Here is a 23,536-nt window from a genome sequence, read left to right as displayed (position 1 = left end):
CAGGCATCCGGCGGCAAGCTCATCGGGCGATGGGGCTAAAACGGATCGGAACGTTCAGTTGAAAAAAGATATGTTCGAAGCCTTTGGCAGCGGCCGCTTTTCCGGCCGCTCTCGGCTTATGGCCACCTGCCTTGCGATGTCGCTGGCTTCTCTTCCCCAGGTCGCCATCTCAGGTGAATACCAGCTCGGCTCGCAGGACAAGCTCAACATCCGCATCGCTGAATGGCAGACCGTCGAAGGCACGTTCCGCGACTGGACGGCGGTGAACGGCGAATACACGGTCGGCCCGGCTGGCACGCTGTCGGTGCCTTTCGTCGGCGAATTGCCGGCGGCCGGCAAGACTACGGCGGAAGTCGCGGCGGCAATCGCCGAGGCGCTGCAGCACAAGCTCGCTCTGTCGGACAAGCCCGAGGCCTCGGTCGAGATGGCGCAGTTCCGGCCCTTCTATATTTCGGGCGAAGTGCAGAATCCCGGCCAGTTTCCCTTTGTACCCGAACTGACGGTGCTGAAAGCGATCAGTGTCGCCGGCGGCATCAGGCGCAGCGCCGATTACGGCCCCCAGTTCGGCAAGGACCTGGTCACCGCCAAGGGCAATTTCGATATCTCCGACGACCAGCGCGTCCGGCTGCTCGTCAGGCGCGCCCGCATCGATGCCGATCTGGCCGGCAAGGCAAGTTTCGAAGCGCCGAAAGAGGTCGAGGGCGATCCGCGGCTGCCGACCATCGTCGCCGACGAAATGACGATTCTCACGGCGGACCAGAAGGCGCTGAAGTTGAAGCTCGAGGCGCTCGATGATCTCAAGAGTGTCCTTCAGGCCGAAATCGAATCGCTGCAAAAGAAGATCGTCAACCAGCAGAAGCAGGTCGACTTGGCGCAGCAGCAGCTCACCAGCATCGGTCCGTTGGCGCAGAAGGGCCTGGTCGCCAATGCCAGGCTCCTGGACTCGCAGCAGTCCGTCACCGACCTGCAGGGCAAGATCCTCGACTACGAGACGGCCATCCTCACCGCCAAGCAGTCGATCAGCAAGGCGACGCAGGACGCCATCGACGCCCAGAACACGTTGAGCTCGAGCCTCGCCGCCGACCGGCAGCAGACCGAAGCCGACCTGAACGAGGCCGCGCTAAAGGTGAACATGCAGAAAGGCCTGATCGCCCAGGCCAGCGACCCCGCAACGACTGCCGCCATCACCACCGACCAGCAGCCTACGCTGCTCTATTCGCTGGTGCGCAATGTCGACGGCAAGACCAGCGAAATCGCGGCGAAGGAAGAGACACCGGTGCTGCCCGGCGACGTGATCAAGGTCAAGCTGGCGCCACTCGCCAGCCAGTAGGTCACGCGTCCCTCTGAGCGGTTCATCGTTTCACGGAACGCAGAGCCGCTCCGCGATTTGTTGCGTGGCGATGCCAAGCGGAAACCGGAAGCCCTCGCTTCCGGACCTCGGATTATGACTTGGCCCGCGTTGACTGTCATGGACGGTCCGGGCAGCAGCGCCTCTGACAGTGGTCAGTAAATCCGTTACTGCTCCTTCTTGAACAGGTCCTGGAAGATGAGCTGGCCCCAAGTGCGGCCGCGTGCGTGCACCAGCGCGCCACCCTCGTTGAGTTTTCCCAGCTTGACGGCTGCGAATCCGAGTTGTTTGGCCAAATCCGCCACGAGAGCGGTCGCGTCCTCGTCGTCGCTCGACAGAAAAACCACCCGGTGGCCGCCCTCGACGACCGGATCGGCAGCCAGGGTGGCCGCAGCCAGGTGATTGAAGCCTTTCACGAACCTGGCGCCGGCAAACGCCTTCGCGACGAAGGCGGAGGACGGGAGGCCGTCCAGCTCTTCCGGGACGGGAAACGCGTTCATCGCGTCGATGACCGTCTTGCCTTCCCAGCTCGGCAGGGTCTTGGCGACGTCGCGGTGCTCCGCAAACGGGACCGCCAGGATGATCGTGTCGGCCTCGAGCGCATCCCGCAGCGATTTGGCGACGACCGTGGGGCCAATCGCCCTTGCCTGCGGCGCCAACGCCTCGGGCGGCCGGCGGCTCGCGACGGTCACCTCGATGTTCTTACGGGCGAAGGCGTGGGCGAGAGCCTGGCCTATCTTACCGAATCCTATAATTGCGTAGCTCATAGTGCTTCTCCGATCCGTGTTGATATTGATTGCCCGGCCTTCAACGGCGCCGGGTTATCCACTTCGCTGCGTGGCGACTGCTCGCGTAGACGTCCCGCCGTGAACGACTTCGACGCTTCCGGACGGTCAGCCACGTCCGACGATCCGGCGCGAATTCAGATGGCCGAGAAGCCGCCGTCGACAGACAACTCCACCCCATTCACGAAGCTCGAATCGTCTGAAGCAAGAAACACCGCGACAGCCGCGATTTCCTCAGGACGCCCCATCTTTCCCCGCGGAATCAGGGATTCGAACATCTGCTTCGCCTCCTCGGTGAGAACCTGGTCCTGCATCGGTGTGGCGATCGGCCCCGGGCTCAGCACGTTCACGCGGATATTCCTGTCCTTCAGTTCGTTGAGCCAAGTGCGTGCGAATGAACGCAACGCCGCCTTGCTCGCCGCATACACGCCGTAACCAGGAAAACCTTTCACCGAAGCAACTGACCCGGTCATGAGGATCGATCCGCCATCGTTGAACAGCGGCAACGCTTTCTGGACCGTAAACAGCGTGCCGCGCGCATTCAGGTTGAAGGCCGCATCGAAATGCTGCTCGGTAATCTCGCCCAGTGGGACGGCTTCGCCCGTGCCGGCGCTCGCGTACAGGACGTCGATCTTGCCCTTTTCCCGCCTGACCGCGTCGAACAGACGGTCGAGGTCGTCGAGATTGGCCGCGTCGCCGCGCACGCCGGTCACGTTCCGTCCGACCAGCTTGATGGCCTCGTCCAGCGCCTCCTGACTCCGGCCGGTGATGAAAACATAGGCGCCTTCTTCAACGAACCGCTTGGCGCTCGCCAGCGCCATGCCGCTCGATCCTCCCGTGACGACCGCAACCTTCCCGTCTAGCTTTCCCATGACTTTTCCTTTCGTGGTGTCGGGACAGCATCTGCCTCCGAGAACCTCGAAATGGGGCCGCCCTCGTCAGTTGTTGAGTACGGAAGCGCGCACATCGGTGGTGCGAAATCGATCCGGCTGGACAACCGACGCCAGCCGCGACGATCGGTGTCCGCCGTTCGGAACCGGCCTGCTTGTAGGCATGGGCTGTGATGGCCGCCCCGCGCCACCCACATACGAGTTGCCGTACGATGTGTTAGACACCGGCTTTGAAAGGCGCACCTAGCGGTGCCGGATTGCACCATGATCGACTGGGATGACGTTCGCTACTTTCTTGCCGTCGCGCGCGGAGGCTCGGTGCGGGCTGCCGCCGGGCGCCTCGGGGTGAATCACTCGACCGTGCTGCGACGCATCGCCCAGCTCGAGGAACGCCTCGGGGCGCACATGTTCGAAAAGCTGCCCTCGGGCTACCGCCTGACGGCTGCGGGCGAGGAGGTCCTCGAGCTCGCAAACCAGATGGAAGCGTCGTCGCACCAGCTGGAGACGCGCGTCTTCGGGCGCGACCAGAGCGTGCGCGGGCTTCTGCGGGTAACGCTGGCACCGCCCCTCGCGACACACCTGCTCATGCCGGACTTCGCCGATTTCGCGCGTCTGCATCGCGACATCGAGATGGAAGTCTTGTCATCCGGCGAGCTGGCAAATCTGACCAACCGAGAGGCCGACGTCGCGATCCGCGTCGTCTACGACCGCAAAACCCTGCCGCTCAATCTTCACGGCCTGAAGGGACCGGAGCTGTTTGGAGGCGTTTATATGTCCCGCGATCGACTGGCCGCGTGGCGTGCGGGCGGGCCTGATCCCATCCGGTGGATCGTCATAAGCAGCCATGGAATCCCGGATTGGGCCAGCGAGGGTGAGGTTCACACCACAGGGGTTCCGTTCAGGATCACGGACGGCGAGGCGCAGATCGTCGCTGTACGGCAAGGGCTTGGGATGACGACACTGCCGTGCTTCGTCGGAGATGCCGACCCCCTGCTGGCGAGGGTGCCGGGCACCGACCTGCATATGTATGGAACGGTTTGGCTTCTCACACAGGGCGAGACGCGCAAGACGAAGCGCGTGCGGCTCTTCACCGAGTTCGTATCCCGCAGGCTCGCCGCGCATGCGCCGCTTCTGGCGGGACTGTCCGTATCGCGCGACTGACGCGCGGCAGGTCGACGGCGACGCTTGCAGTGGACAAGTGCCTGCAAGCGAACATCCCTAGCGTCCGACATGAGGTCGAACCCGGTCGCGGGACCGTAGTTCACATCTGATCGGCGGCGGCCGGACGGCCGACATGCCGGGGCCAGGCCGGCTCGCCCCTTGCCGCATCCGCCGGCTCGAAGGCCGGCGACCAGCGGGTGCGGGTGACCGGCAGCCGCGCCAGCTTGAAGTAGCTGAAATACATCAGGAAGGAGCCCATAATGTAGGGGTTGAGGACCTCGACCTCGACGAAGGAGCGGATGAGCAGCAACACCATCACGCCGAACAGCACCACCGATTCGGCCTGCCATGCCTTGAAAATCACCGTCGAGACATGGCCGTAGAGCGTGCGCAGCATGATCAGCGAGATCATCACCGCTCCGGTGAAGCCGAGTTCGACAAGCGCCTCGACATAGGTGTTGTGGAAATGGAAGCCGGTGCGGGTGGTGATGTAGAATTCGTTCCACAGCCGCTCGGCCTCGGCAAAGCCCTGCACCCAATAGGCGGCATAGCCGACGCCGAGGATCGGCGAGCGCTGCGCGGCGTTCCAGCCCTGCTCCCACAGATAGGTCCGCCCGGTGAGCGTCGAATCCTTGCCGAAGAGGCCAAGCACGAAGTCCATGAGCCCGAGATTGAGGGCGACAAAGGCCACCACGACGATCAGGCCAGCGCCGACCACGAAGATCACCCGGCGATAGCGCCGTGACAAAAGCTTGGTCATGGCAAGAAGCGCGATCAGCGCCAGAACCGCCGGTATCGAGGCCATCGACGTGGCGGAATGCGAAATGACCAGCAGGTAGGCCGACAGCAGCACGACAGGCACGGTCAGCATGAAACTCAGCCGGCCACGCCGCAGGAAAGCAAGGAACACCACGGAGAAATAGATGCCGAGCGAGCCGACGAAGCCGATCTGGTTCTTGGACGCAAATGCGCCAACGAAATTGTAGGTGCCGTCAAGGACGTCCTCGGAATAGGCCCCGACCTTGAGCGAATAGAGCATGACGAAGAAGATCCCGATCAGGGCGCCGAGCGTCAGGGTCCGCACGCTGACGGTGCGCGCCGCGACATAGGCACAGGCGATGTGGGACAGGTACTGGACCGCCGTTCTGGCGGTGACGCCGGGCGCCTGCGACCAGAAGATGGAAAAACATATATAGGCCGCGAACAGCAGCGGCAGCCAGGCGCTGGAGAACTGCCGCAGGAAGCGCCGATAGTCGACCAGGATGAGCGGAAGCCAGACGGCATAGTAGGCCAGGATCAGCACCTGGCCGAAAATGACGGAATAGGAGAACGCCCAGATCGAGACGGCAACGGCAAGAGCGCCATAGACCGAGTTCTTCTCGGGATCGACCAGCAGGGACTTTGGAATTTTCATCTCAGAGTCCCGTCGGCGCGGCCCAAGACCAGCAAACCCGGCAGGCCGCAAGCCGGCCGGCATATCCGCAAAGAGGGGCGTGCAATAAACGGCATCTCCATTGTGCAGTGCAATATAACCTATCGCACCGCATGCTCAATGGCAAATCCGGTCACCTTGTCTTACATCAGAGCCGTTCACCGTTTCGCGGAAACGGCGAACCACTCTAACTCTTTGTTTTGACGCAATTCCTGTGGGAAGACCGTTCACACTTTTCCTGGAATTGCTCCAGCGAACGCAGAGAGAGCAGCCGGTGGCCCGCCCCGCGACAGCCGCCTGGATCAGCGACGAGGACGCTACCAGAGTGCTCCACCGGTGACCTGGATGTTTTCCATGGTGATGCCCTTGGCCAAGTCCGAGCACAGGAACACGGCCAGTGCGGCGATTTCCTGCGGCTGCAGCATGCGCTGCTGCGGGTTGCCCCTGGCGATCTCGGCCATCGCTTCTTCCGCCGTGCGCCCCTTGCCCTCGCGCTCGACGACCTGGGCCACGTTGCGGCGCATCAGTTCGGTCTCGACCCAGGTCGGGCTGATCATGACGCAGGTGACGCCATGCGCCGCCCCCTCCAGCGCCACGCAACGGGTCAAGCCAAGCAGGCCGGCCTTGGAGGCGCAGTAGGCGGGATTGTCCTTCCAGCCGACGGAAGCCGCGGTCGAGCCGATGTTGACGATGCGGCCCCAGCCGCGCTCGATCATGCCGGGAAGCACGGCACGGGTGGCGCGGAAGGCGCCGGTCAGGTTGGTGTCGACGATCTTGTCCCACAGCGCGTCGGAATGTCCGCAGACCGGTTGCTCGGCGGTCGTGCCGGCCGCGTTGACCAGGATGTCGGCAGGACCGATGGCGGCCTCGGCTTGCGCCACGAAACGGTTGGTGACCTCGCTGTCGCGGACATCGAGGTGAGCAGCATGCACCCTGGTGCCATGGGCCGACAGGGCCGAGCGCACGCGCTCGATTTCGTCGACGCCGGGATAGTAGGCGGCGTCGGATCTGTCGGCGCCCGCAGACGCGATGTAGGAGCCGACGGCGACATTGGCACCGGCTTCAACCAAGGCCGTGGCAATGGCGAAGCCCATCCCGGAAAAGCCGCCGGTGACGATTGCACCGCGCCCAGCAAGGTTTGTCATCGCGTGCTTCTCCAATGGTTGCGGCAGGCAATCAGGTTCCGGAGTATTTGTCGACGCGGTCCGCCTTTCTCTAGAGCGGCTTGCCCAGCCATTCGCGATAGAAGCCTTCGAGATCGGGCTGAAAATCGTGCACGATGGGATAGCCGGGGGCAGCCGCTTCCACCTCGTGCATGGTGCCGCATTCCGGGCAGATGAATTCGCGGATCTCCATCCATTGCGGATCGGGGATATCGCTGTTGGGATAGATTTCGCGCAGCGTCTCCTCGGTGTTGCGCACGATGATCGAAGCCTTGAGCTTCCAGTTCTTGCGATAGTCGCCGAAGGAGTGACCGCATTCGCAGCGTGTCACACGCTCGTCGCCGCTCTGGCAGATGAAGAGGTGATCCGAGACCGGCAGCAGGATCGGCTCCTTCCAGCCGACACGGTCCTGCAGCACCGCGACGTATTTGAAGAAGCGGTCGTCATCCTTGTAGGCGCTCATGACGCGGCGCGTCTGCGGCCAGGGCAGCGTGCCCGCGACCAGATCGGCGATGACTTCCTTGCTGTACGAGGTCATGGCTTTGCTCCCGGCATGAAGATCGATTTGGCGTCGACGTTCCAGAAATCGCTGAATTCCCTGGTGAAGCGCGACGATAGCTTGATCGCGCTGGCGTACATCTTCTTCACCTCGGGCGCGAAGTCGGCCTTCTCGACACGGCAGCGTTCGGTAGCGATCCACTCCGAGACCGGCTTTGCCTGCGCAAGCCGCCTGGCGCGCATTTCGGCGCGGTGGCGCTTGGTGGCCTCGAGGTTGGCGACGGGATAGCCGTCCTCGTCCTCGTCGAGCATGATGCCGAAGATGCCTGTAGCCGCTTCCTTGGTGAGATAGCCGTTCTCGACATCCGTCGCCGTCTTGAGCGGGTCGCGCTCCAGCACGTCGCCATAACCACCGCCGCCATTATAGGAATGGGTGAAGACGTCGCCGGTCTTGTGCGGGGCGGTGATGTAAGGGCCTTCCATCGTCACGTGCTTGCCCTGCAGCCGCAGTTCGAGTTCCGAGCGATGCGGGTTGGTGCCGGTGTGATGCGCCAGCGGCGCCCGCTTTTCGGCGAGTTCGAAGATGTTGCTATCGCGCACCGCGCGGTGCTTCTGGCAGGTTGGCGCCGGGTAGCCGCCGCACATGCCGCCATTGTCGAACACGCGGGAGGAATGTTCAGATGTAACCAGCCTGAGATGGTCGGTCTTGCTGACCAGCCAGGTAGAGATGAAGGAGCAGCCGCCGCGATATTTGCCGGCGCCGCCGGAATTGGGAACGATCGAGCGGCCGATATAGACCATCGGCATGTTCTGTTCCCAGATCTCGATATTGCCCATGTCGGATTCGGGGTTCCAGCCGACATAGGCGGTGTCCAGCCCATCCTTGATGGCCAGCGCGCCGGAACCGGCGGCGGCGCATTCGAAATGCGCCATGCCGAACAGCTTGCCGTACTGGCTGGTGCCGCCCATCTCGATCATCGGGCTGTTGACCTGGCCGACGAAAGCTTCCTCGACAAAGCCGCGCCCGATGAAGGAGCGCGACAACAGTCGCTGGAACACGCCGTAGGCCGGTAGCAGCAAGGCCCATGAGGTGGCGGTCGCCACCATCTCATTGTCCGGGTTGGTCCAGGTGCCGTGCGGCAGCTTCAGCTCGGTCGCCATCCAGGCGCCGTCATTGACCAGGCCCTCGAAATTCATGTGCTGGGTGAGCGTCACGAACATGCCGCCATCCATGCCGGCCGGCGTGCAGTTCATCGAATGGTAGCCCCAGGGCTGCGTGCCCTCGAAGTCCATGATGATCTTGCCGTCGGTGGTGATCTCCATTTCGATCGGCATGTTGTAGAGCCAGTCGGGATCGCCGAGCGGCTGATAGCCAGGCTTGCCCGCGGTGACATGGCCGTAGAATGTATGACCGCGATAGATGCCGGGAACCGTGAGCTGGCGCGTGCGGGCGAGCTGGGCACGGCGGCCTTCCTCGATGAATTCCTTCGACACCTGCATCCAATAATCCAGGCCGATCTCGTCGATCAGCGCCTTGACGCTTTCGCGCATGTCGATGCAGGAGGCGACCTTGGCCTTCTCGTCGAGCACCCAATAGATCGGCATGCGCAAATTGCGCTCGCAGCGGATGACATAGTCGCGACGGATCTCGTCGTTCTCGCCGACCTTTTCGGCGCAGACGAAAAGGCCCTCGGTGAAGCGTTCCTGCGCCAGCGCCACATCGCCGCCGGGGGTGATGCCGCCGGCCTCGAGTTCGTGGCAGACCGCGCCCGCCCAGCCGACCAGCTTGCCGGAGTGGAAGATCGGCACCACGTCCATCACATCGGGCACCTGAACGGTGCCGATGAAGGCGTCGTTGTTGGCGAAGATGTCGCCGTCGCGGATGCAAGGGTTTTCCTCGTAGCCGTTGCGGATCATCCATTTGATGAAGCGGCTCATCGTGTGCACATGCACCATGATTCCGTTGGAGAGCGCGATCGCATCGCCTTCCGGCGTGTAGATGGCGACGACCATCTCGCCGACTTCGCGCACGCCCGGCGAAGCCGAGATGCGGCGGGCCATTTCGCGTGCCGAGACGCAATAGGCGCGCAGCTTGGTGTGCAGCGTCTCGAATTTCAGCGGATCCTGGTTGCGCAGCTGCAATTCGGTGATGCCGTCATAGCAGCCGGTCTCTTCCATGAGCCGTTCGGATTCGATCAGCCGTTCGCGGATGCGCAGGGCGGAGGCGGGTTTGTCCAGCATGGCGTTCGCCCTTCTCAAGCGTGGGTGTAGTGCAGCAGCGTCCACTCATCGACATGGACACGGTCCTGCGGATGAACGACGAGCGTGGTGGCGGGATGTTCGATGATGGCCGGGCCGATCAGCTCATGACCGGGCTGCAGAAAGTCCATCTCGTAGAGATTGGCCTTGTGCCAGCGGCCGCCAATATAGGCCTCGCGCACGCCCTTACGGGCGGACGACGGATCAGACTTGCCAAGCGGACGCTTGAGCAGCACCGGCTTGACCTTGTCGGCGGTGGCTATCAGCCCAAGTTCGGTGATGGAGAAGCCGGCTTCGCCATAGCGCGAGACGCGATGGTTGACCTTGGCGTAGACCGCCTCGAACTCGTCGATGACCCTGCGCATGTCGTCGGCCGATTGGAGGGCCGGCAGCGGCGCCATCACCTCCACGTCCTCGAGCTGGCCGGTGTAGCGCATCATCAGGAACGGCACGGTCTTGATCTTTTCGCGCGCATGGCCGTCCACGATCATCTCATCGACCGCCGCCTTGGTCAGGTCGTCCCAGACGGCGGTGACCTTCTTGCCGAAGGCGAGCAGTTCGTCGTCGCTGGCCCGTGCACCGATGTCATGCTGCGTCGACACGGAGTGGCGGCGCATGAAATCGGCGGTGGTGCAGCCGAAGGCCGAGAAGGCGGCGGCGAACTGGAAGGTGATGATGTCCTTGAAGCCGATGCCCCTGGAGCAGCCGGCGAGATGCAGCGGACCCGAGCCGCCATAAGAGAGCAGCGTGAACTCGGAGGGGTGGATGCCCTGGCCGGAGATGACGCGGCGCAGCGCGTTGTTGGCGTCGGCCTCCAGCATGTCGATCATGCCTTCGGCGGCTTCCTCGACACCGACGCCAAGCAGGCGCGAGCATTTTTCCTCGAAGGCTATCCTCGCCTTCTCGACCTGCAGCACGACCTTGCCGCCAAGGAAATAGTGCGGATTGAGACGGCCGAGGATGGCGTCGCAATCGGCGATGGTCGGTTCGGTACCGCCCTTGTCGAAGCAGATGGGACCGGGATCGGAGCCGGCACTTTCCGGCCCGAGCGAGACTTTCTTGGTCAGCGGATCGACTTTTAGGATCATGCCGGCGCCGGCGCCGATCGTGTCGAGATGCAGCGTCGGCACGTTGAGCTTGAAGCGGTCCATCAATGGCTCGTTCTCGATCCGCGTCTGGCCGCGGGTGATGACGCCCATGTCGAAGGAGGTGCCGCCCATGTCCGAGCAGATCAGCGAGTCGTTGCCGATCAGCTTGCCGACATAGGCCGCGCCCAGAATCCCGCCGATCGGGCCGGAGATCATCGTCTCATGCAGGCGCGGATGGTTGATCGATGTCAGGCCGCCGAAGGAGAGCAGCGTCTGCACGCCATATTTGAAGCCGTATTTCTTGGAGACGTCCTCGATGCCCTTGAGCTGCTTGCGGCCGCGCGAGGTGGCATAGGCCTCGATCAGCACCGAGTTCAGCCGCGACTGCTCACGGATGACCGGGCGCACCTCGTGGCTGGTGTAGACGAGGATGTCGGCCCCGGCCTTGGCGATCTCCTGGCGGCAGATCTCGGCAATGCGCTTCTCGTGCACGGGATTGACATGCGAGAAGATGGTCATGATGCAGATCGCCTCGACCTTGTCGGCGATCAGCTTCCTGGCGGCGGTCGTGACCTCATGTTCGTAGAGCGGCAGGATGATGTCACCGAACTGGTCGATGCGCTCGGTGACGCCATGGGTGCGGCGGCGCGGCACCAGCGGATCGGGATGCTGGTGTGTCACCGCATGCAGCCGGTCGGCATAGGAATAGTCCGCCCAGGCCTGCAGGCCGCGGCCCATCAGGATCATGTCCTCCAGGCCTTTGGTGGTGATGAGGCCCAGCCGGCGCCCCGTGCGCGACAACAGCGTGTTGAGCATGCCGGTGCCGGAATAGAGCACGACGTTGACGCCGGAGAACAGCTGCTCCAGCGAGATGCCCCAGGCATCGGCCGCGTCCTCGGCCGAGGCGAGGAAACCCTCGGCCTCGTTCTTCGGCGTGGTCGCCGACTTGCCGATCTTGAAGTGGCCGTCCTGATCGACAAGGATCGTGTCGGTCATGGTGCCGCCGGCGTCGATGCCGATGACGATGGGGTTGGTGGTGATCTGGTCCACGGGTCGCCTTCCCTCTTCGAGAATGACCGCAGGCTAGATTCGATCGTGCGGATCGCGCCATATGCCTAAAGACACAATGACTGCGCGGCGCGGTTCGCCGAGAAAAGGGCATGCGCATGGGCAACATCTGGGCGCCGCTGGCCAAGGCGATCGCCGCCACCGGCACCGACCGGCATGTCGACTGCCTGATCGACCTGATCGGCGCCGACATTGCGCACGACCTGGTGACGGTCACCCGTTACTCGGCGACAAGGACACCCGAATTCGTCAAGCACCGGCGCTTCTCGGACGAGATGGTGCGGCGCTATCTCGACAATTACTACGTCTTCGACCCGTTCTATGCCTCGTGGCGACGCGAGCGTCGTCTCGGCATCCTGCCACTCAAGGGATTGGCCGACGAAGAAGCCAGGCGCGGCCAGTACATAGCCGGCTTCCTGGCGCAGTCAGAAATCTGCGACGAGGTCGGCATCATGCTGGCCGATGGCGGCGACTGGTGCCTGGGCATCTTCCTCGACCGCTCGACCAGTTCGTTCAAGGATAGCGAGATCGCCCTCTTGGACGAGCGGCTGCCGGTGTTCGAGGCGCTGCATGCGCTCGACATCAAGGCGCGGGGCAGCAACTTTTCGCGCACCTCGGCCCCGACCGGCCCCGGCGCTTCGCCGCAACAGAAGCCGACCATCCCGACAAGCCTGTGGCCGGAACTGTCGCTGCGCGAGCGGGAGCTGGTGCAACTGGTCCTCGCCGGCCATCCGACAGCCAACATCGCCGAGCGTCTCGGCATCACCGTCGGCACCGTCAAGAACCATCGCCGGCGCATCTACGAGAAGCTCGACATCACCACTGAGCGGGAGCTGTTTTTGCAGTTCTTTCAGCACCGATAGCGCTCCTGCTGGCCCACCAATATCCCGTCCGGCAAGCCCGATCCCGCCTTGAACTTGGTTGCGGTTGACTTCACATTCGCCATCGATTGGGAGGAAGACCATATGCCGAACTTCGCGGGACGCTTCGCTGGCCGGTCAGCCGTCATCACCGGCGGAGCCTCGGGCATCGGCCTGGCAGTCGCGCAAAGGATCGTCGAGGAAGGTGGACGCGTCTGCGTCTGGGACCGTGATCCGGCCCAGATCGAACAGGCGAAAACTCTCATCCCTGGCCTGCATGGTGTTGCCATTGACGTCGCCGATGCCGCCGGCGTCGAAGGCGCCGCCGCACGGACGATCGAAGCGCTTGGCGGCGTCGACATCCTGGTGACCAGCGCGGCCATCACCGGACCGAACATGACGACCTGGGCCTATTCGACCGAGGACTGGCAGAAGGTCATCGACATCAACATCAACGGCGTCTTCTACTGCAACAGGGCGCTGGTGCCGCATATGCTCGAGCGCAATTATGGCCGCATCGTCAACATCGCCTCGATCGCCGGCAAGGAAGGCAATCCCAACGCTTCCGCCTACAGCACGTCCAAAGCCGCCGTGATCGGACTGACCAAGTCGCTCGGCAAGGAACTGGCCAAGACCAAGGTAACGGTGAATTGCGTGACGCCGGCGGCCGTTCGAACAGCGATCTTCAAGCAGATGAGCCAGGAGCACATCGACTTCATGCTGTCCAAGATTCCGATGAGGCGCTTTGGCGAGGTCGAGGAAGTGGCGGCGCTGATCTGCTGGATCGCCTCGGAAGAATGCTCGTTCACGACCGCCGCCGTCTTCGACGTCTCCGGCGGCCGCGCCACTTATTGACCCGGGCCGTAACATCCCAACATTGGCCGGTGCGACTACAATTCCGCGTGACGAGGCAACGATCGGAACTGGACAGGCGTATATAGTCGGCGACGGGCGGCGACAGAACAGGGTTTGCGGGGAGGCCATGACACGACGAGACAGTTTGGCGATGACCCACGGCCGCCGTGCCGGCGCCGTGCTATCGACAGGGGTCGCGGCCATAAGGCTGGAGATTGCATCGCTTGCCTGAAGCAGATCCTGCAGCACTGTCCGATGACGACCTCCTGGACCGCTATCAGCGCGCGGCCTTCGGCTATTTCCTGGAGAATGTGAACCCCGACAACGGGCTGGTCGCCGATACATCGCGGCCGAACTCGCCGGCCAGCATCGCCGTCGTCGGTTTCGCCCTCTCCTGCTATCCGATCGGTGTCGAGCGCGGCTGGATGACACGTGCGGCGGCGGTGGAGCTGACGCTTGCGGCGCTGCGTTTCTTCTCGGCCAGTCCCCAAAACGGTGGTGACAACGTCACCGGCCATAAGGGTTTCTACTACCACTTCCTCGACATGCGCACAGGCTTGCGCGTCTGGCGCTGCGAGCTGTCGATGGTGGACACCGCCTTGCTGATGGCCGGCATATTGGTGGCCGGCGCATATTTCTCCGGCGGGGACGCGAAGGAGGCCGAAATCCGGCGGCTTGCCGAAGCGCTCTACCGGCGCGTCGACTGGCGCTGGGCGCAAGGCAGCAGCCCGACCTTGCGGCAAGGCTGGAAGCCGAAGAGCGGTTTTCTCCACTATGGCTGGGAAGGCTATAACGAGGCGACCATCCTCTATGTGCTGTCGATGGCCTCGCCGAACAGCCCGACTTCCGACGACAGTTACGAAGCCTGGACGGCGACCTACCAATGGGAAAACATCTACGGCCATGACGTGCTCTATGGCGGCCCGCTGTTCATGCACCAATTCTCGCATGCCTGGATCGATTTCGCCGGCATCCGCGACGCCTTCATGCGCGAGAAGAATTCGGACTATTTCGAAAACAGCCGCCGCTCGACCTATCTCCACCGCGATTATGCCCGTCACAACCCCTATGGCTTCGACGGCTATGGCGAGAACCTTTGGGGCCTCTCGGCGGGAGACGGGCCGGGCGGCTTCCGCGCCAGCGTGGAGCGACGGAGGCACCGGTTTTCGGGCTATGCCGCGCGCGGCGCACCGTTCGGGCCGGATGACGGGACGATCGCGCCATGGTCCTATCCGGCGTCGCTGCCTTTCGCGCCTGACATCTGCCTGGCAGCCATGCGTCATCTCGGCGAGCGCTATCCGCAAGTGATCGACAATTTCCGCCTGCCGAGCGGCTTCAATCCGACCTTGGCCAACCGGCGAAAATTCGGCCGCGACGGCTGGGTGTCGGAAGGCCATTACGGGCTGGACCAGGGCATCGTGGTGATGATGATCGAGAACCACCGCTCGCGCCTGATCTGGGAGCTGATGCGCTCCAATCCGCACATCCGCCGCGGCCTGGACAAAGCAGGTTTCACCGGCGGCTGGCTGACACAGCCGGCAGGCTCCGCATCGGGAGCCTACGATGGCGCGTGAGCAGACAAAGGCGGCCACCTTCCCGGTCGACCGCAACGACGTCGAACTGGTCCGAGACGCGCATCCGCCGCACTGGAAGAACCCTACGCCCGACGGCCCCTACAATCTCGTCGTCATCGGCGCCGGACCAGCCGGGCTGACCGCCGCGCGTGACGCCGCAAGCCTTGGCGCAAAGGTCGCGCTGATTGAGCGCGGGCTGATCGGCGGCGCCTGCGTCAATGTCGGCGGCATCCCGTCGAAGTCGATCATCCGCACGGCCAGGCTCTATGCCGACATGCGCGACGCCGAGAATTTCGGCGGTGACACGCCTGCGCGTCTTCCCGTCGACTTCGAGCGGGTCATGATGCGGATGCGGCAGATCCGGCAGCGGCTCAGCCGCGCCGATTTAGCCGCGGCCATCACAGCCGAAGGCATCGAGCTCTATTTCGGCGAAGCGCAGTTTGGCGGACCGGACACGGTTGAAGTCGCCGGCAAGACGCTGCATTTCAAGAAGGCCCTGGTCGCGACGGGCGCGCATCCGAGCGGGCCGGCGATCCCCGGACTTGCCGAGGCCGGCTATCTCGACAATGAGAGCATGTTCAACCTCACGCAACGTCCTGAGCGGCTCCTGGTCATCGGCGGCGGTCCGCTTGGCTGCGAGACGGCGCAGGCCTTCTGTCTGCTCGGTGCGAAAGTCATCCTGGCGCAGAACGATCCGATGTTCCTGCCCGGCGAGGAACGCGACGCCGCGCAGATCCTTTCGGACGCGCTGGCACGGGAGGGGGTGGAGGTGCGCCTGAACACCGAGGTGGTGGCGGTGCGCAAGGAAGGCGGCAAGAAGCTCGCCGACCTTTTGCGGGACGGCGACACGACAACGATCTCCGTTGACGAGATCATCACCGGCGTCGGCCGTTCGCCCAATGTCAGGGGTCTCGGCCTGGAAGAGGCCGGCGTCGTGTATGACGCCAACGGCATCAAGGTGGACGATCACCTGAGGACCACCAATCCGCACATCTACGCGGCAGGCGACGTTTGCCTGGAATACAAGTTCACCCATACCGCAGAGGCAACGGCACGCATTGTCGTGCGCAATGCCCTGTTTCGCGGGCGCGAAAGGCTCAGTGACCTCGTCGTTCCCTGGTGCACCTATACCGATCCGGAGATCGCCCATGTCGGGCTCTATCCGATCGAGGCGCGGCAGAAAGGCATTCCGGTCAAGACCTATACGGTGCTGATGCATGACGTCGCCCGCGCCGTGATGGACGGCGAGGAAGAAGGGTTCGTCAAGATCCATGTCAGGGAGGGATCCGACCGCATCCTGGGGGCGACGGTCGTCGCCGCCCATGCCGGCGAGATGATCAATGCGGTGACGCTTGCCATAAGGTCGGGCATGGGATTGCACGCCCTGGCCGACGTCATCCATCCGTTCCCGACGCAGGCACAAGGCATCAAGATGGCGGGCGATGCCTACAGGCGAACCCGGTTCACCTCCTTGCGCAGGCGTCTGGCGGCGCGCTGGCTGGCCTGGTCGAGGCGATGAACCCGGCCCCGCGCAGAGGACTCGGGGCGCGGCAGTATTCAAAATATACAGTGCTTGACGAAAGCCTTGTTCAGCTAAACAAGGTGGCGCTGATGCCTGTAATCACGGAATTGTTCTGAATGCCATCCGAATTGGACCCCTTGCCTGGCACAAAGCCCCAGGCGTCAGCATTGAACGGCACAGGCGCGCAACCAGCTGTCGGCCAGCCCGAGCGGGCGACCCAGAAACGTACGGTGGTCGTGTCGCACGACCCGGGCTTTCCGCCAGCTTCAGGTGCGGATCTGAGAAACTATCGCAACGCCGAAGCGGCCGCCAGGTTCGGACCGGTCTGCCTGGTTTCAGTGAAGCCGAACAAGGTAAGGAATGCACCTGATCCATTGATCCGGGTCGAGGCCCTGTCGATCGAAGGCGAACCTCGTACAGCCTCGATCGGTTGGTGGCGCTCAAGGGCGGAGAATCGCATATCGCGTTCCGCGCTGACGCGGCTTGAGGCACTCGTCCGTGAATTCCGCCCTGACACCATCATTGTCGAGGGCGTTGGCCTGTTCAAGCTGCTGCGGCCCCTGCGGCCGCTGGCGGAGCAACTCATTCTCGACATGCACAATGTCGAGTCCGACCTGGCCGGACAGATCAGGCGTCTCAGTGCCAAGCGAAGCGCGGCAGCATTCAACGTCCGGCTCCTCGAGAGAAAAGCACTGTCCCTTGTCGACAGGGTATGGGTCTGCTCGAACCTCGATCGCCAGAAGCTGATGACGCTTTCCCGGCACAGGATCCCGATCGACGTTGTTCCGAACGGAATTCCGCAGGCCGGGGATGGTCTCGCGCGCCTGCCCGCCGAGCCGTCGACCGACAACGGCTTTCCGGTGATCGTGTTCATCGGCCATCTCGCCTACCCGCCAAACATCGATGCCGCCCAGCGGTTGGCCAGTGTCATATTGCCCCGTATGCGACACGCCCTGCCGGATGCCAAGCTCGTCCTGGCGGGACGCACCCCGCGACCGGAAGTGCAGGCATTGGCTGGATTGCCTGGTGTGGAGCTCATCGAAGATCCCGCGGATGTCGCGCCGCTGTTGTCCAGCGCGCATCTCACCATCGTCCCACTGACGGCGGGCGGCGGCACACGCATCAAGATCCTGGAGGCAATGGCCGCGGGCGTGCCGGTGATCGCCACGCCGATCGCGGCCGAAGGCCTGGACCTGGTCGAAAATGACGAGGTGCTGCTGTCTCAATCCGACGAAACGCTTGCCGAGATGGCCATCGGACTCTGTCTCGACCCCGAACGCAGGGCGCGGCAACGCCTTCGGGCGCATCAGGCGGTATGGGCAAGGTTCGGCCCGCAAGCGATCCGCGATGCCGTTCGTGACGGGCTTGGATCAAACGGCGCCACCGGATGATTCCGGCAATCCTGCACCAGACCTGGAAGAGCGACGCCATTCCAGCGCGCTTCCAGGCCTATGCAGACAGCTGGAAGCGGCACAATCCGCACTGGACGGTGATGTTCTGGAGCGACCGGATGCTGCTCGAATTCGTGGCCGAGCACTACCCTGATTTCCTGTCGACGTTCTGCGGCTACACGAGGGGCGTGCAGCGCTCGGATGCGGCCCGCTACATGCTGCTGCATCATTTTGGCGGGGTCTATGCCGACATCGACTGCGAATGCGTCGCAGCCTTCGATCCGATCATGGGCGAGACCCGTGTCGTGCTGTGCAAGGAGCCGGCGTCGCATGCGGCCGTCCAGGCGGACTTCCGGGGCCTGCCCTATCTTCTGTTCAACGGAACAATCGCTAGCCCGCGCCGGCATCCGTTCTGGATGCATGTCCTGTCCATGATGCCCGGGCTCGCAGACGCCGAGGACGTGCTCGACGCGACCGGTCCTTGCCTTTTGACCTCCGCCCAGCGCGGTTACAGCGATCAGGAAGCCTTTGCCATTCACCCTTCCGGCCTGTTCTCGCCGGTGACGTCTGCCGGGAGCATGGAGCGTGAGGCCGGCGACGATACTGCAGCACTTTCGATCCATCACTGGGCCGGCACATGGTGGATCCCGGAGCCGCCACCGAAATGGACGACCAGGCTGCGCAACCAAGCCTATCGGCTTCGGTACCAGCTGACGCGCGGAGCGTATCTGGATGAGGCCGAGGCCAAAGCCGGCGTCGACAAGGCGGTTCTGGCGGCGCCGCCGCCTTCGGGCCAGAACATCGCTGTTCTGGTGCCGCTTCGCGACGCCGCCGACCTCATCCAACCCTTTCTCGATGCGCTGGACGGGCTCGACTACCCCAAGGACAGGATCAAGCTGGTCTTCTGCGAAGGCGACAGCCTGGATGGCAGCTGGGAACGGCTGCAGGCCGCGACGACGGGACTGGCCGGCAAATATCGTGATATTGTGCTGCTGCAGCGACAGGTCGGCACCAGGCTCGACAGGGCAAAACGGGCCAGGCCGAGCATGCAACGCGTGCGGCGCGGCGCGATTGCCAAGGTGCGAAATTACCTCATCGATCACGGGCTGAAGGAAGACGACGACTGGGCGCTGTGGATCGATATCGACATCTGGCGCTTTCCCGGCGATGTGCTGGGCCGGCTGATCGCCACGCGGCATCGCATCGCTGTGCCCAACTGCGTGAAGATCGCCGGCGGCGACAGCTTCGACCTCAAAAGTTTCGTTATCCGACGGCGGACCAGGGATTATCGCTACTACCGCGAGATCCGCGGCGGTCTGCACCAGCCTCCCAAGCAGACCCCATATCGCTATCATCTGAGCGATGTCAGGCATCTCGACATCATCGGCCTCGATGCGGTCGGCGGAACCATGCTTCTGGTCGATGCCGCTCTGCATCGCGGCGGCCTTCGCTTCCCCGAAATTCCCTACCGCGACCTGATCGAGACCGAAGCCTTTGGGGTGCTCGCCAACGATCTCGGCATCCGGCCGGTCGGCCTGCCGAAGCTGGAGATCCTACACGTCCCCTGGTGAGGCGGCAGCCTGCCGAAGTTCCTGCCTGAGGGGCTCCAGATAGGCCTGCGGCCGCAGGCGTCGCCACAAATATTCCCGGTCCGTCAGATGCGCGACTTTGCCGATCCAGCGCTGTGGCGCTTCCGGATCCCTGACCTCGTGCCACTCCTCGACAATGATGACCGGCAAGCCTTCGTAGAGAGGGTCGAGCGGCGAGGTCTTGGTCACGACGATGCAGCCGAGATAAAGCAGCTCCCATGTGCGGTGACAGTCGAGGCCGTTTCCCGTGGTCGAAAGCACGAGCGGATACTGCGAATACAGCTGCCAGATGCCGCGCTGCGAAACGCGTCTTTTCAGGAAGTCGATATGCGGGCATCCGTCCAGCACATCAAGCAATTCCCGACGCTCGCTCGAGCCGCTGCTGACGCTGAAATCACAGAATATCCTGGGCTGGCGACGATCCGCACTGCCTTGCCGGCCGCGCAAGGTTTGCAGTTGCCGCACCAGTCCGGCAGGCGTCGCAAGGGAGCGTGGCGTGTGGAGGTCCAGTCCGATCGGGAACGGCTTGATCCGGGGGTGAACGCCATCGCAGTTCTGGCTGTACCAGCACACCAGATGGGGGTTGGCGAGAAGCCGCTCGACGGTGTCCTTCGCCAGGTCCGACGGCACCGAGGCATCGCCGTCGGTTGTCAGCAGGATGAAGGGAGCCTTGACGGTCGGCAAGACGACCCGGGTGAACGTATCGAGGTCGCAGTTTCGCCGCTCCCTGGCCAATGTGCTCAGCCGCACCCAGACGATGCCGTGCGCGCCAGTGTAGTGATCGCGGAAAAAGGCCTCGTCCTGCGTCGATTCGGTCGGCGCGTTGCGATACCAATCGGGTCCGGCGAAGTCGCAGAAGTAAGCGATGCCTTGCGACCACAGCACGGAAGGAACGCCGAGAAATCTCAGCGCCCAGGAACGCAGCGCCTTTTTGAGTTTTGCCCGCCAACGTGACATGCCCATCGGCAAGGCTTAGCCCAGACACCGTCGCGGCTGCAATGTCCCGGTCCCGGCCGGACGTCAGCCGTGGAGTTCCCGTGAAATCGGCGGGCCGACCGAAAATCCCGAGAATGTGACCTCGAAACCCTCGCGCTGCGGCGAACAGCACATCATGCCGACATCGACCGTTTTCGAGATCGGAAAATAGGCGAGCCGCACCGGCTTCCAGTGACCGTCCGAAGCGTCGAGATACTGGACGCGGATCGCCTCGCCGTGGCGGGTCAGGCGGATGCTGACGCCGTTCGGGCCTGCGTGAATGGCAACCAGCGACCAGTCCGATGTGTCGTTGGTGACGACGACGGAGAAATAGGCAAGGCCGTCGGTGTATTCGATGCCGGCCTTGATCCAATGCGTTTCGCTGAGCCGGACCATCAGTCCGGCCTGGTCATAGAGCACCTTGTAGTCGCCCTTGACGGTGACTTCGGCGGTGAAATCGCCCTCGACCGGCCGATGCAGGAAATGGCCGTTGTCACGCCAGAAACCGTAGAAGGTCTCGCGCCAGAAATCGGTCTTCTTGCCGGTGTGCACGCGCACCGCATCGCCGTCGACGGCGTGATGCGGCGGCGGGTTGAGCCAGGTCAGGTCCTGCAACGTCATTGCCTCATGCCGATTCCCCGGTGAAGGTCGCCGGCCCGACAGGCCGGCGCCCGATCAGCCTGCGAATGTATAGGCGGTCTTCACCGTGGTGTAGAACTCCATGGCATAGCGGCCCTGTTCGCGCGGGCCGTAGCTCGAGCCCTTGCGGCCACCGAAGGGAACATGGAAATCGACGCCCGCCGTCGGCAGGTTGACCATCACCATGCCGGCCTCCGAATTGCGCTTGAAGTGCGTGGCATGCTTCAGGCTCGTGGTGCAGATGCCCGAGGTGAGCCCGAAAGGCGTGTCGTTGGCGACGGAAAGCGCCTCGTCATAATCCTTGACGCGGATGACGCTGGCGACTGGGCCAAAAATCTCCTCGCGCGAAGAGCGCATGGCATTGGTGGCTTCGGTCAGCAGGGCCGGGCTGAGATAGAAGCCGGGTGTCTTGCGGTCGAGCCGTTCGCCGCCGAAGGCGAGCGTAGCGCCTTCCCTGACTCCGATGGCGATATAATCCTCGTCCTGTTTCAGCTGGGTCGCGTCGACGACCGGGCCGATCTGGGTCTGCGCATCGAGCGCATCGCCGATCACCAGTCTGCCCATCCGCTCCTTCAGCGCATCGACGAAACGGTCATGGATCCCTTCGGTCACGATCAGCCTGGACGAGGCGGTGCAGCGCTGGCCGGTCGAGAAGAAGGCGCCGTTGAGCGCGCAATCGACCGCGACCGCAAGATCGGCGTCGTCAAGCACGACCAGCGGGTTCTTACCGCCCATTTCGAGCTGGAACTTGCGCATATGCTCGACACTTGCCGCGGCGACGCGTTTTCCCGTGCCAACCGAACCGGTGAAGGTGATGGCGTTGACATCGGGGCTGTCGAGCATCGCCTGGCCGACCACCGAGCCCTTGCCCATCACGAGGTTGAGCACGCCCTTGGGCAGGCCGGCGCGATGCAGGATATCGACGATGGACCAGGCGCTCTCCGGAACCAGCTCGGCCGGCTTGAAGACGATGGTGTTGCCATGCGCCAGCGCCGGCGCGATCTTCCAGGCCGGGATGGCGATGGGGAAATTCCACGGCGTGATGATGCCGACCACGCCGACAGCCTCGCGGGTGATCTCGACGCCCACGCCCGGCCGCACGCTCGGCACCATCTCGCCGGTCAGGCGCAATGTTTCGCCGGCAAAGAAATCGAATATCTGGGCGGCGCGGATGGTCTCGCCAATGCCTTCGGCCAGCGTCTTGCCTTCCTCACGCGCCAGATTGCGGCCGATCTCGTCCTTGCGCGCCATGATCTCGTCGGACGCCTTTTTCAGCACCGCATGGCGTGCCAATGGACCGGAGCGGGACCATGAAGGAAACGCCGCCTTGGCCGCCGCGATGGCCTGCTTGGCCTGTTCGACCCCAGCCGAGGCATATTCGCCGACGACATCTCCGGTGTCCGAAGGGTTGATGTTGCGGGAGCCGGCATCGCCGACCCATTCGCCATCGATGAGGTTCTTTCGAAACTGTGCCATATCTGGTCTTTCCTGCTGGTTGGCCGCACGGCGGCATCTGGTGAATTGGTATTTGCCAGACAAATGCCTTGCGGGAAAGCACGCACTGGTCGAACAGCCGCGACAAAAATCCCCGGGCCAGCCGTCGCAGCCAGCCCGGCTGGTATCCGCGGAGCGTTATTCCCGACCAGGCGAATTGCCCTGTACACCTATGTCCATAGCCTTGATTTGGCTGATGCGGCGTGTCATGCGTCGTAGAGATGGCAGCACTCGAAACGACGATCCAGCGCGCCGGCGCCACCGGCAACATCAAGGCCACGCGCGAAGACTGGCTGAAACTGGCGCTTGAAACGCTGATCTCGGACGGCGTCGAACGCGTCCGCGTGCTGACGCTTGGCCAGCAGCTCGATGTCTCGCGCTCCAGCTTCTACTGGTATTTCAAGAGCCGGCAGGATCTGCTCGACCAGTTGCTGGACTATTGGCGGCAGACCAACACAAGGTTCATCGTCGAACGCGCCTCGCGGCCTTCCGCGACCGTCATCCGCGGCGTGATGAGCATTTTCGAATGCTGGGTGGATGAGAGGCTGTTCGATCCCCGGCTGGACTTCGCGATCAGGGCCTGGGCCCGGCGTTCACCCGCCATCAGGCGCGCCCTCGACGAGGCCGACGAGGAACGCGTCAATGCCATACGCGACATGTTCAAACGTCACGGCTATGAGGAAGAGGACGCATTCGTGCGCGCTCGCGTCCTCTATTTCATGCAGATCGGCTATTACTCGCTTGAGCTCAACGAACCGATGAGCACCCGTCTCACGCACGTCGCCTCCTATCTGCGCAGCTTCACCGGCCAGGAGCCTCCGGCAGAAGATGTCGAGGATTTTGCGCGCTACGTCGAAAAGACGCTTTCCGGCAAACGATAGACACATTCGCCGGCCGCCCTGACCCGACAGTTTTCTAGACGCGGTCCGTAGGCCACCCCCATAG

19 protein-coding genes are annotated in these 23,536 nt (G+C 63.4%); 9 read left to right on the top strand and 10 right to left on the bottom strand.

Annotation, left to right across the window (positions count from 1 at the left end; all coding sequences use genetic code 11):
* Positions 1-70: 70 nt before the first annotated feature.
* Positions 71-1,330: a polysaccharide biosynthesis/export family protein gene (locus ACLGL5_RS09330; protein WP_069090849.1), complete on the top strand. Its 1,260-nt coding sequence runs from the start codon at positions 71-73 to the stop codon at positions 1,328-1,330.
* A gap of 185 nt (positions 1,331-1,515) precedes the next feature.
* Here the strand turns inward: ACLGL5_RS09330 and ACLGL5_RS09325 are convergent, their stop codons facing one another.
* Complete coding sequence (locus ACLGL5_RS09325; protein ID WP_069090848.1) at positions 1,516-2,115, bottom strand: NADPH-dependent F420 reductase; 600 nt, start codon at positions 2,113-2,115, stop codon at positions 1,516-1,518.
* 155 nt (positions 2,116-2,270) lie between these two features.
* Positions 2,271-3,005 (bottom strand): SDR family NAD(P)-dependent oxidoreductase, encoded by a 735-nt coding sequence (locus tag ACLGL5_RS09320; protein ID WP_069090847.1) that lies wholly within the window; start codon positions 3,003-3,005, stop codon positions 2,271-2,273.
* A gap of 282 nt (positions 3,006-3,287) precedes the next feature.
* Between ACLGL5_RS09320 and ACLGL5_RS09315 the strand changes: the two genes are divergently transcribed.
* Positions 3,288-4,184, top strand: a complete 897-nt coding sequence (locus tag ACLGL5_RS09315) for a LysR family transcriptional regulator (protein ID WP_069090846.1) — start codon at positions 3,288-3,290, stop codon at positions 4,182-4,184.
* Positions 4,185-4,284: 100 nt separating this feature from the next.
* Here the strand turns inward: ACLGL5_RS09315 and ACLGL5_RS09310 are convergent, their stop codons facing one another.
* From ACLGL5_RS09310 to ACLGL5_RS09290, 5 genes are all read right to left on the bottom strand, one after another.
* Positions 4,285-5,598, bottom strand: coding sequence for an O-antigen ligase family protein (locus tag ACLGL5_RS09310; protein WP_069090845.1), 1,314 nt, complete (start codon positions 5,596-5,598; stop codon positions 4,285-4,287).
* A gap of 335 nt (positions 5,599-5,933) precedes the next feature.
* Entirely contained in the window at positions 5,934-6,761 is an 828-nt protein-coding gene (locus ACLGL5_RS09305; protein WP_069090844.1) for an SDR family NAD(P)-dependent oxidoreductase, read from the bottom strand.
* A gap of 70 nt (positions 6,762-6,831) precedes the next feature.
* On the bottom strand, positions 6,832-7,317 hold the full coding sequence (locus ACLGL5_RS09300; RefSeq protein ID WP_069090843.1) for an acetone carboxylase subunit gamma: 486 nt from the start codon (positions 7,315-7,317) through the stop codon (positions 6,832-6,834).
* A complete protein-coding gene (locus ACLGL5_RS09295; protein ID WP_069090842.1) occupies positions 7,314-9,518 on the bottom strand; it encodes a hydantoinase B/oxoprolinase family protein in 2,205 nt (734 codons plus the stop codon). The genes ACLGL5_RS09300 and ACLGL5_RS09295 overlap by 4 nt, the downstream gene beginning before the upstream one ends.
* 14 nt (positions 9,519-9,532) lie before the next feature.
* Complete coding sequence (locus tag ACLGL5_RS09290; RefSeq protein ID WP_069090841.1) at positions 9,533-11,674, bottom strand: hydantoinase/oxoprolinase family protein; 2,142 nt, start codon at positions 11,672-11,674, stop codon at positions 9,533-9,535.
* A gap of 110 nt (positions 11,675-11,784) precedes the next feature.
* Between ACLGL5_RS09290 and ACLGL5_RS09285 the strand changes: the two genes are divergently transcribed.
* From ACLGL5_RS09285 to ACLGL5_RS09260, 6 genes are all read left to right on the top strand, one after another.
* Entirely contained in the window at positions 11,785-12,555 is a 771-nt protein-coding gene (locus tag ACLGL5_RS09285; RefSeq protein WP_069090840.1) for a helix-turn-helix transcriptional regulator, read from the top strand.
* A 102-nt stretch (positions 12,556-12,657) separates the two neighbouring features.
* Positions 12,658-13,407, top strand: a complete 750-nt coding sequence (locus tag ACLGL5_RS09280) for an SDR family NAD(P)-dependent oxidoreductase (protein WP_038653761.1) — start codon at positions 12,658-12,660, stop codon at positions 13,405-13,407.
* A gap of 224 nt (positions 13,408-13,631) precedes the next feature.
* The gene (locus tag ACLGL5_RS09275; protein WP_069090839.1) at positions 13,632-14,981 is read left to right on the top strand and encodes a glucoamylase family protein; all 1,350 of its coding nucleotides are present in this window, start codon (positions 13,632-13,634) and stop codon (positions 14,979-14,981) included.
* Positions 14,971-16,500 (top strand): mercuric reductase, encoded by a 1,530-nt coding sequence (locus tag ACLGL5_RS09270; RefSeq protein WP_494372895.1) that lies wholly within the window; start codon positions 14,971-14,973, stop codon positions 16,498-16,500. Before ACLGL5_RS09275 ends, ACLGL5_RS09270 begins: the two co-directional genes overlap by 11 nt.
* Before the next feature lie 170 nt (positions 16,501-16,670).
* Positions 16,671-17,894 carry a glycosyltransferase family 4 protein gene (locus tag ACLGL5_RS09265; protein ID WP_069090837.1) on the top strand — a complete coding sequence of 408 codons (1,224 nt, stop codon included), beginning with the start codon at positions 16,671-16,673 and terminating at the stop codon, positions 17,892-17,894.
* Positions 17,891-19,465 carry a glycosyltransferase gene (locus ACLGL5_RS09260; protein WP_069090836.1) on the top strand — a complete coding sequence of 525 codons (1,575 nt, stop codon included), beginning with the start codon at positions 17,891-17,893 and terminating at the stop codon, positions 19,463-19,465. The genes ACLGL5_RS09265 and ACLGL5_RS09260 overlap by 4 nt, the downstream gene beginning before the upstream one ends.
* Here the strand turns inward: ACLGL5_RS09260 and ACLGL5_RS09255 are convergent.
* The 3 genes from ACLGL5_RS09255 to ACLGL5_RS09245 all read right to left on the bottom strand — a co-directional run bounded on the left by ACLGL5_RS09255 (position 19,448) and on the right by ACLGL5_RS09245 (position 22,573).
* The gene (locus tag ACLGL5_RS09255) at positions 19,448-20,440 is read right to left on the bottom strand and encodes a hypothetical protein (protein WP_083246916.1); all 993 of its coding nucleotides are present in this window, start codon (positions 20,438-20,440) and stop codon (positions 19,448-19,450) included. The genes ACLGL5_RS09260 and ACLGL5_RS09255 overlap by 18 nt on opposite strands.
* Positions 20,441-20,503: 63 nt before the next feature.
* The gene (locus tag ACLGL5_RS09250) at positions 20,504-21,079 is read right to left on the bottom strand and encodes a DUF1349 domain-containing protein (protein ID WP_069090834.1); all 576 of its coding nucleotides are present in this window, start codon (positions 21,077-21,079) and stop codon (positions 20,504-20,506) included.
* Between the two features lie 54 nt (positions 21,080-21,133).
* The gene (locus ACLGL5_RS09245; RefSeq protein ID WP_019862814.1) at positions 21,134-22,573 is read right to left on the bottom strand and encodes an aldehyde dehydrogenase family protein; all 1,440 of its coding nucleotides are present in this window, start codon (positions 22,571-22,573) and stop codon (positions 21,134-21,136) included.
* A 239-nt stretch (positions 22,574-22,812) separates the two neighbouring features.
* On the opposite strand from ACLGL5_RS09245, the gene ACLGL5_RS09240 reads away from it, so the two are divergent.
* Positions 22,813-23,472 carry a TetR/AcrR family transcriptional regulator gene (locus tag ACLGL5_RS09240; RefSeq protein ID WP_064984434.1) on the top strand — a complete coding sequence of 220 codons (660 nt, stop codon included), beginning with the start codon at positions 22,813-22,815 and terminating at the stop codon, positions 23,470-23,472.
* The last annotated feature ends 64 nt before the right edge of the window (positions 23,473-23,536 follow it).

It is taken from the genome of Mesorhizobium sp. U510 (assembly GCF_059180695.1).
This window is presented reverse-complemented; position numbering and strand designations above follow the sequence as displayed.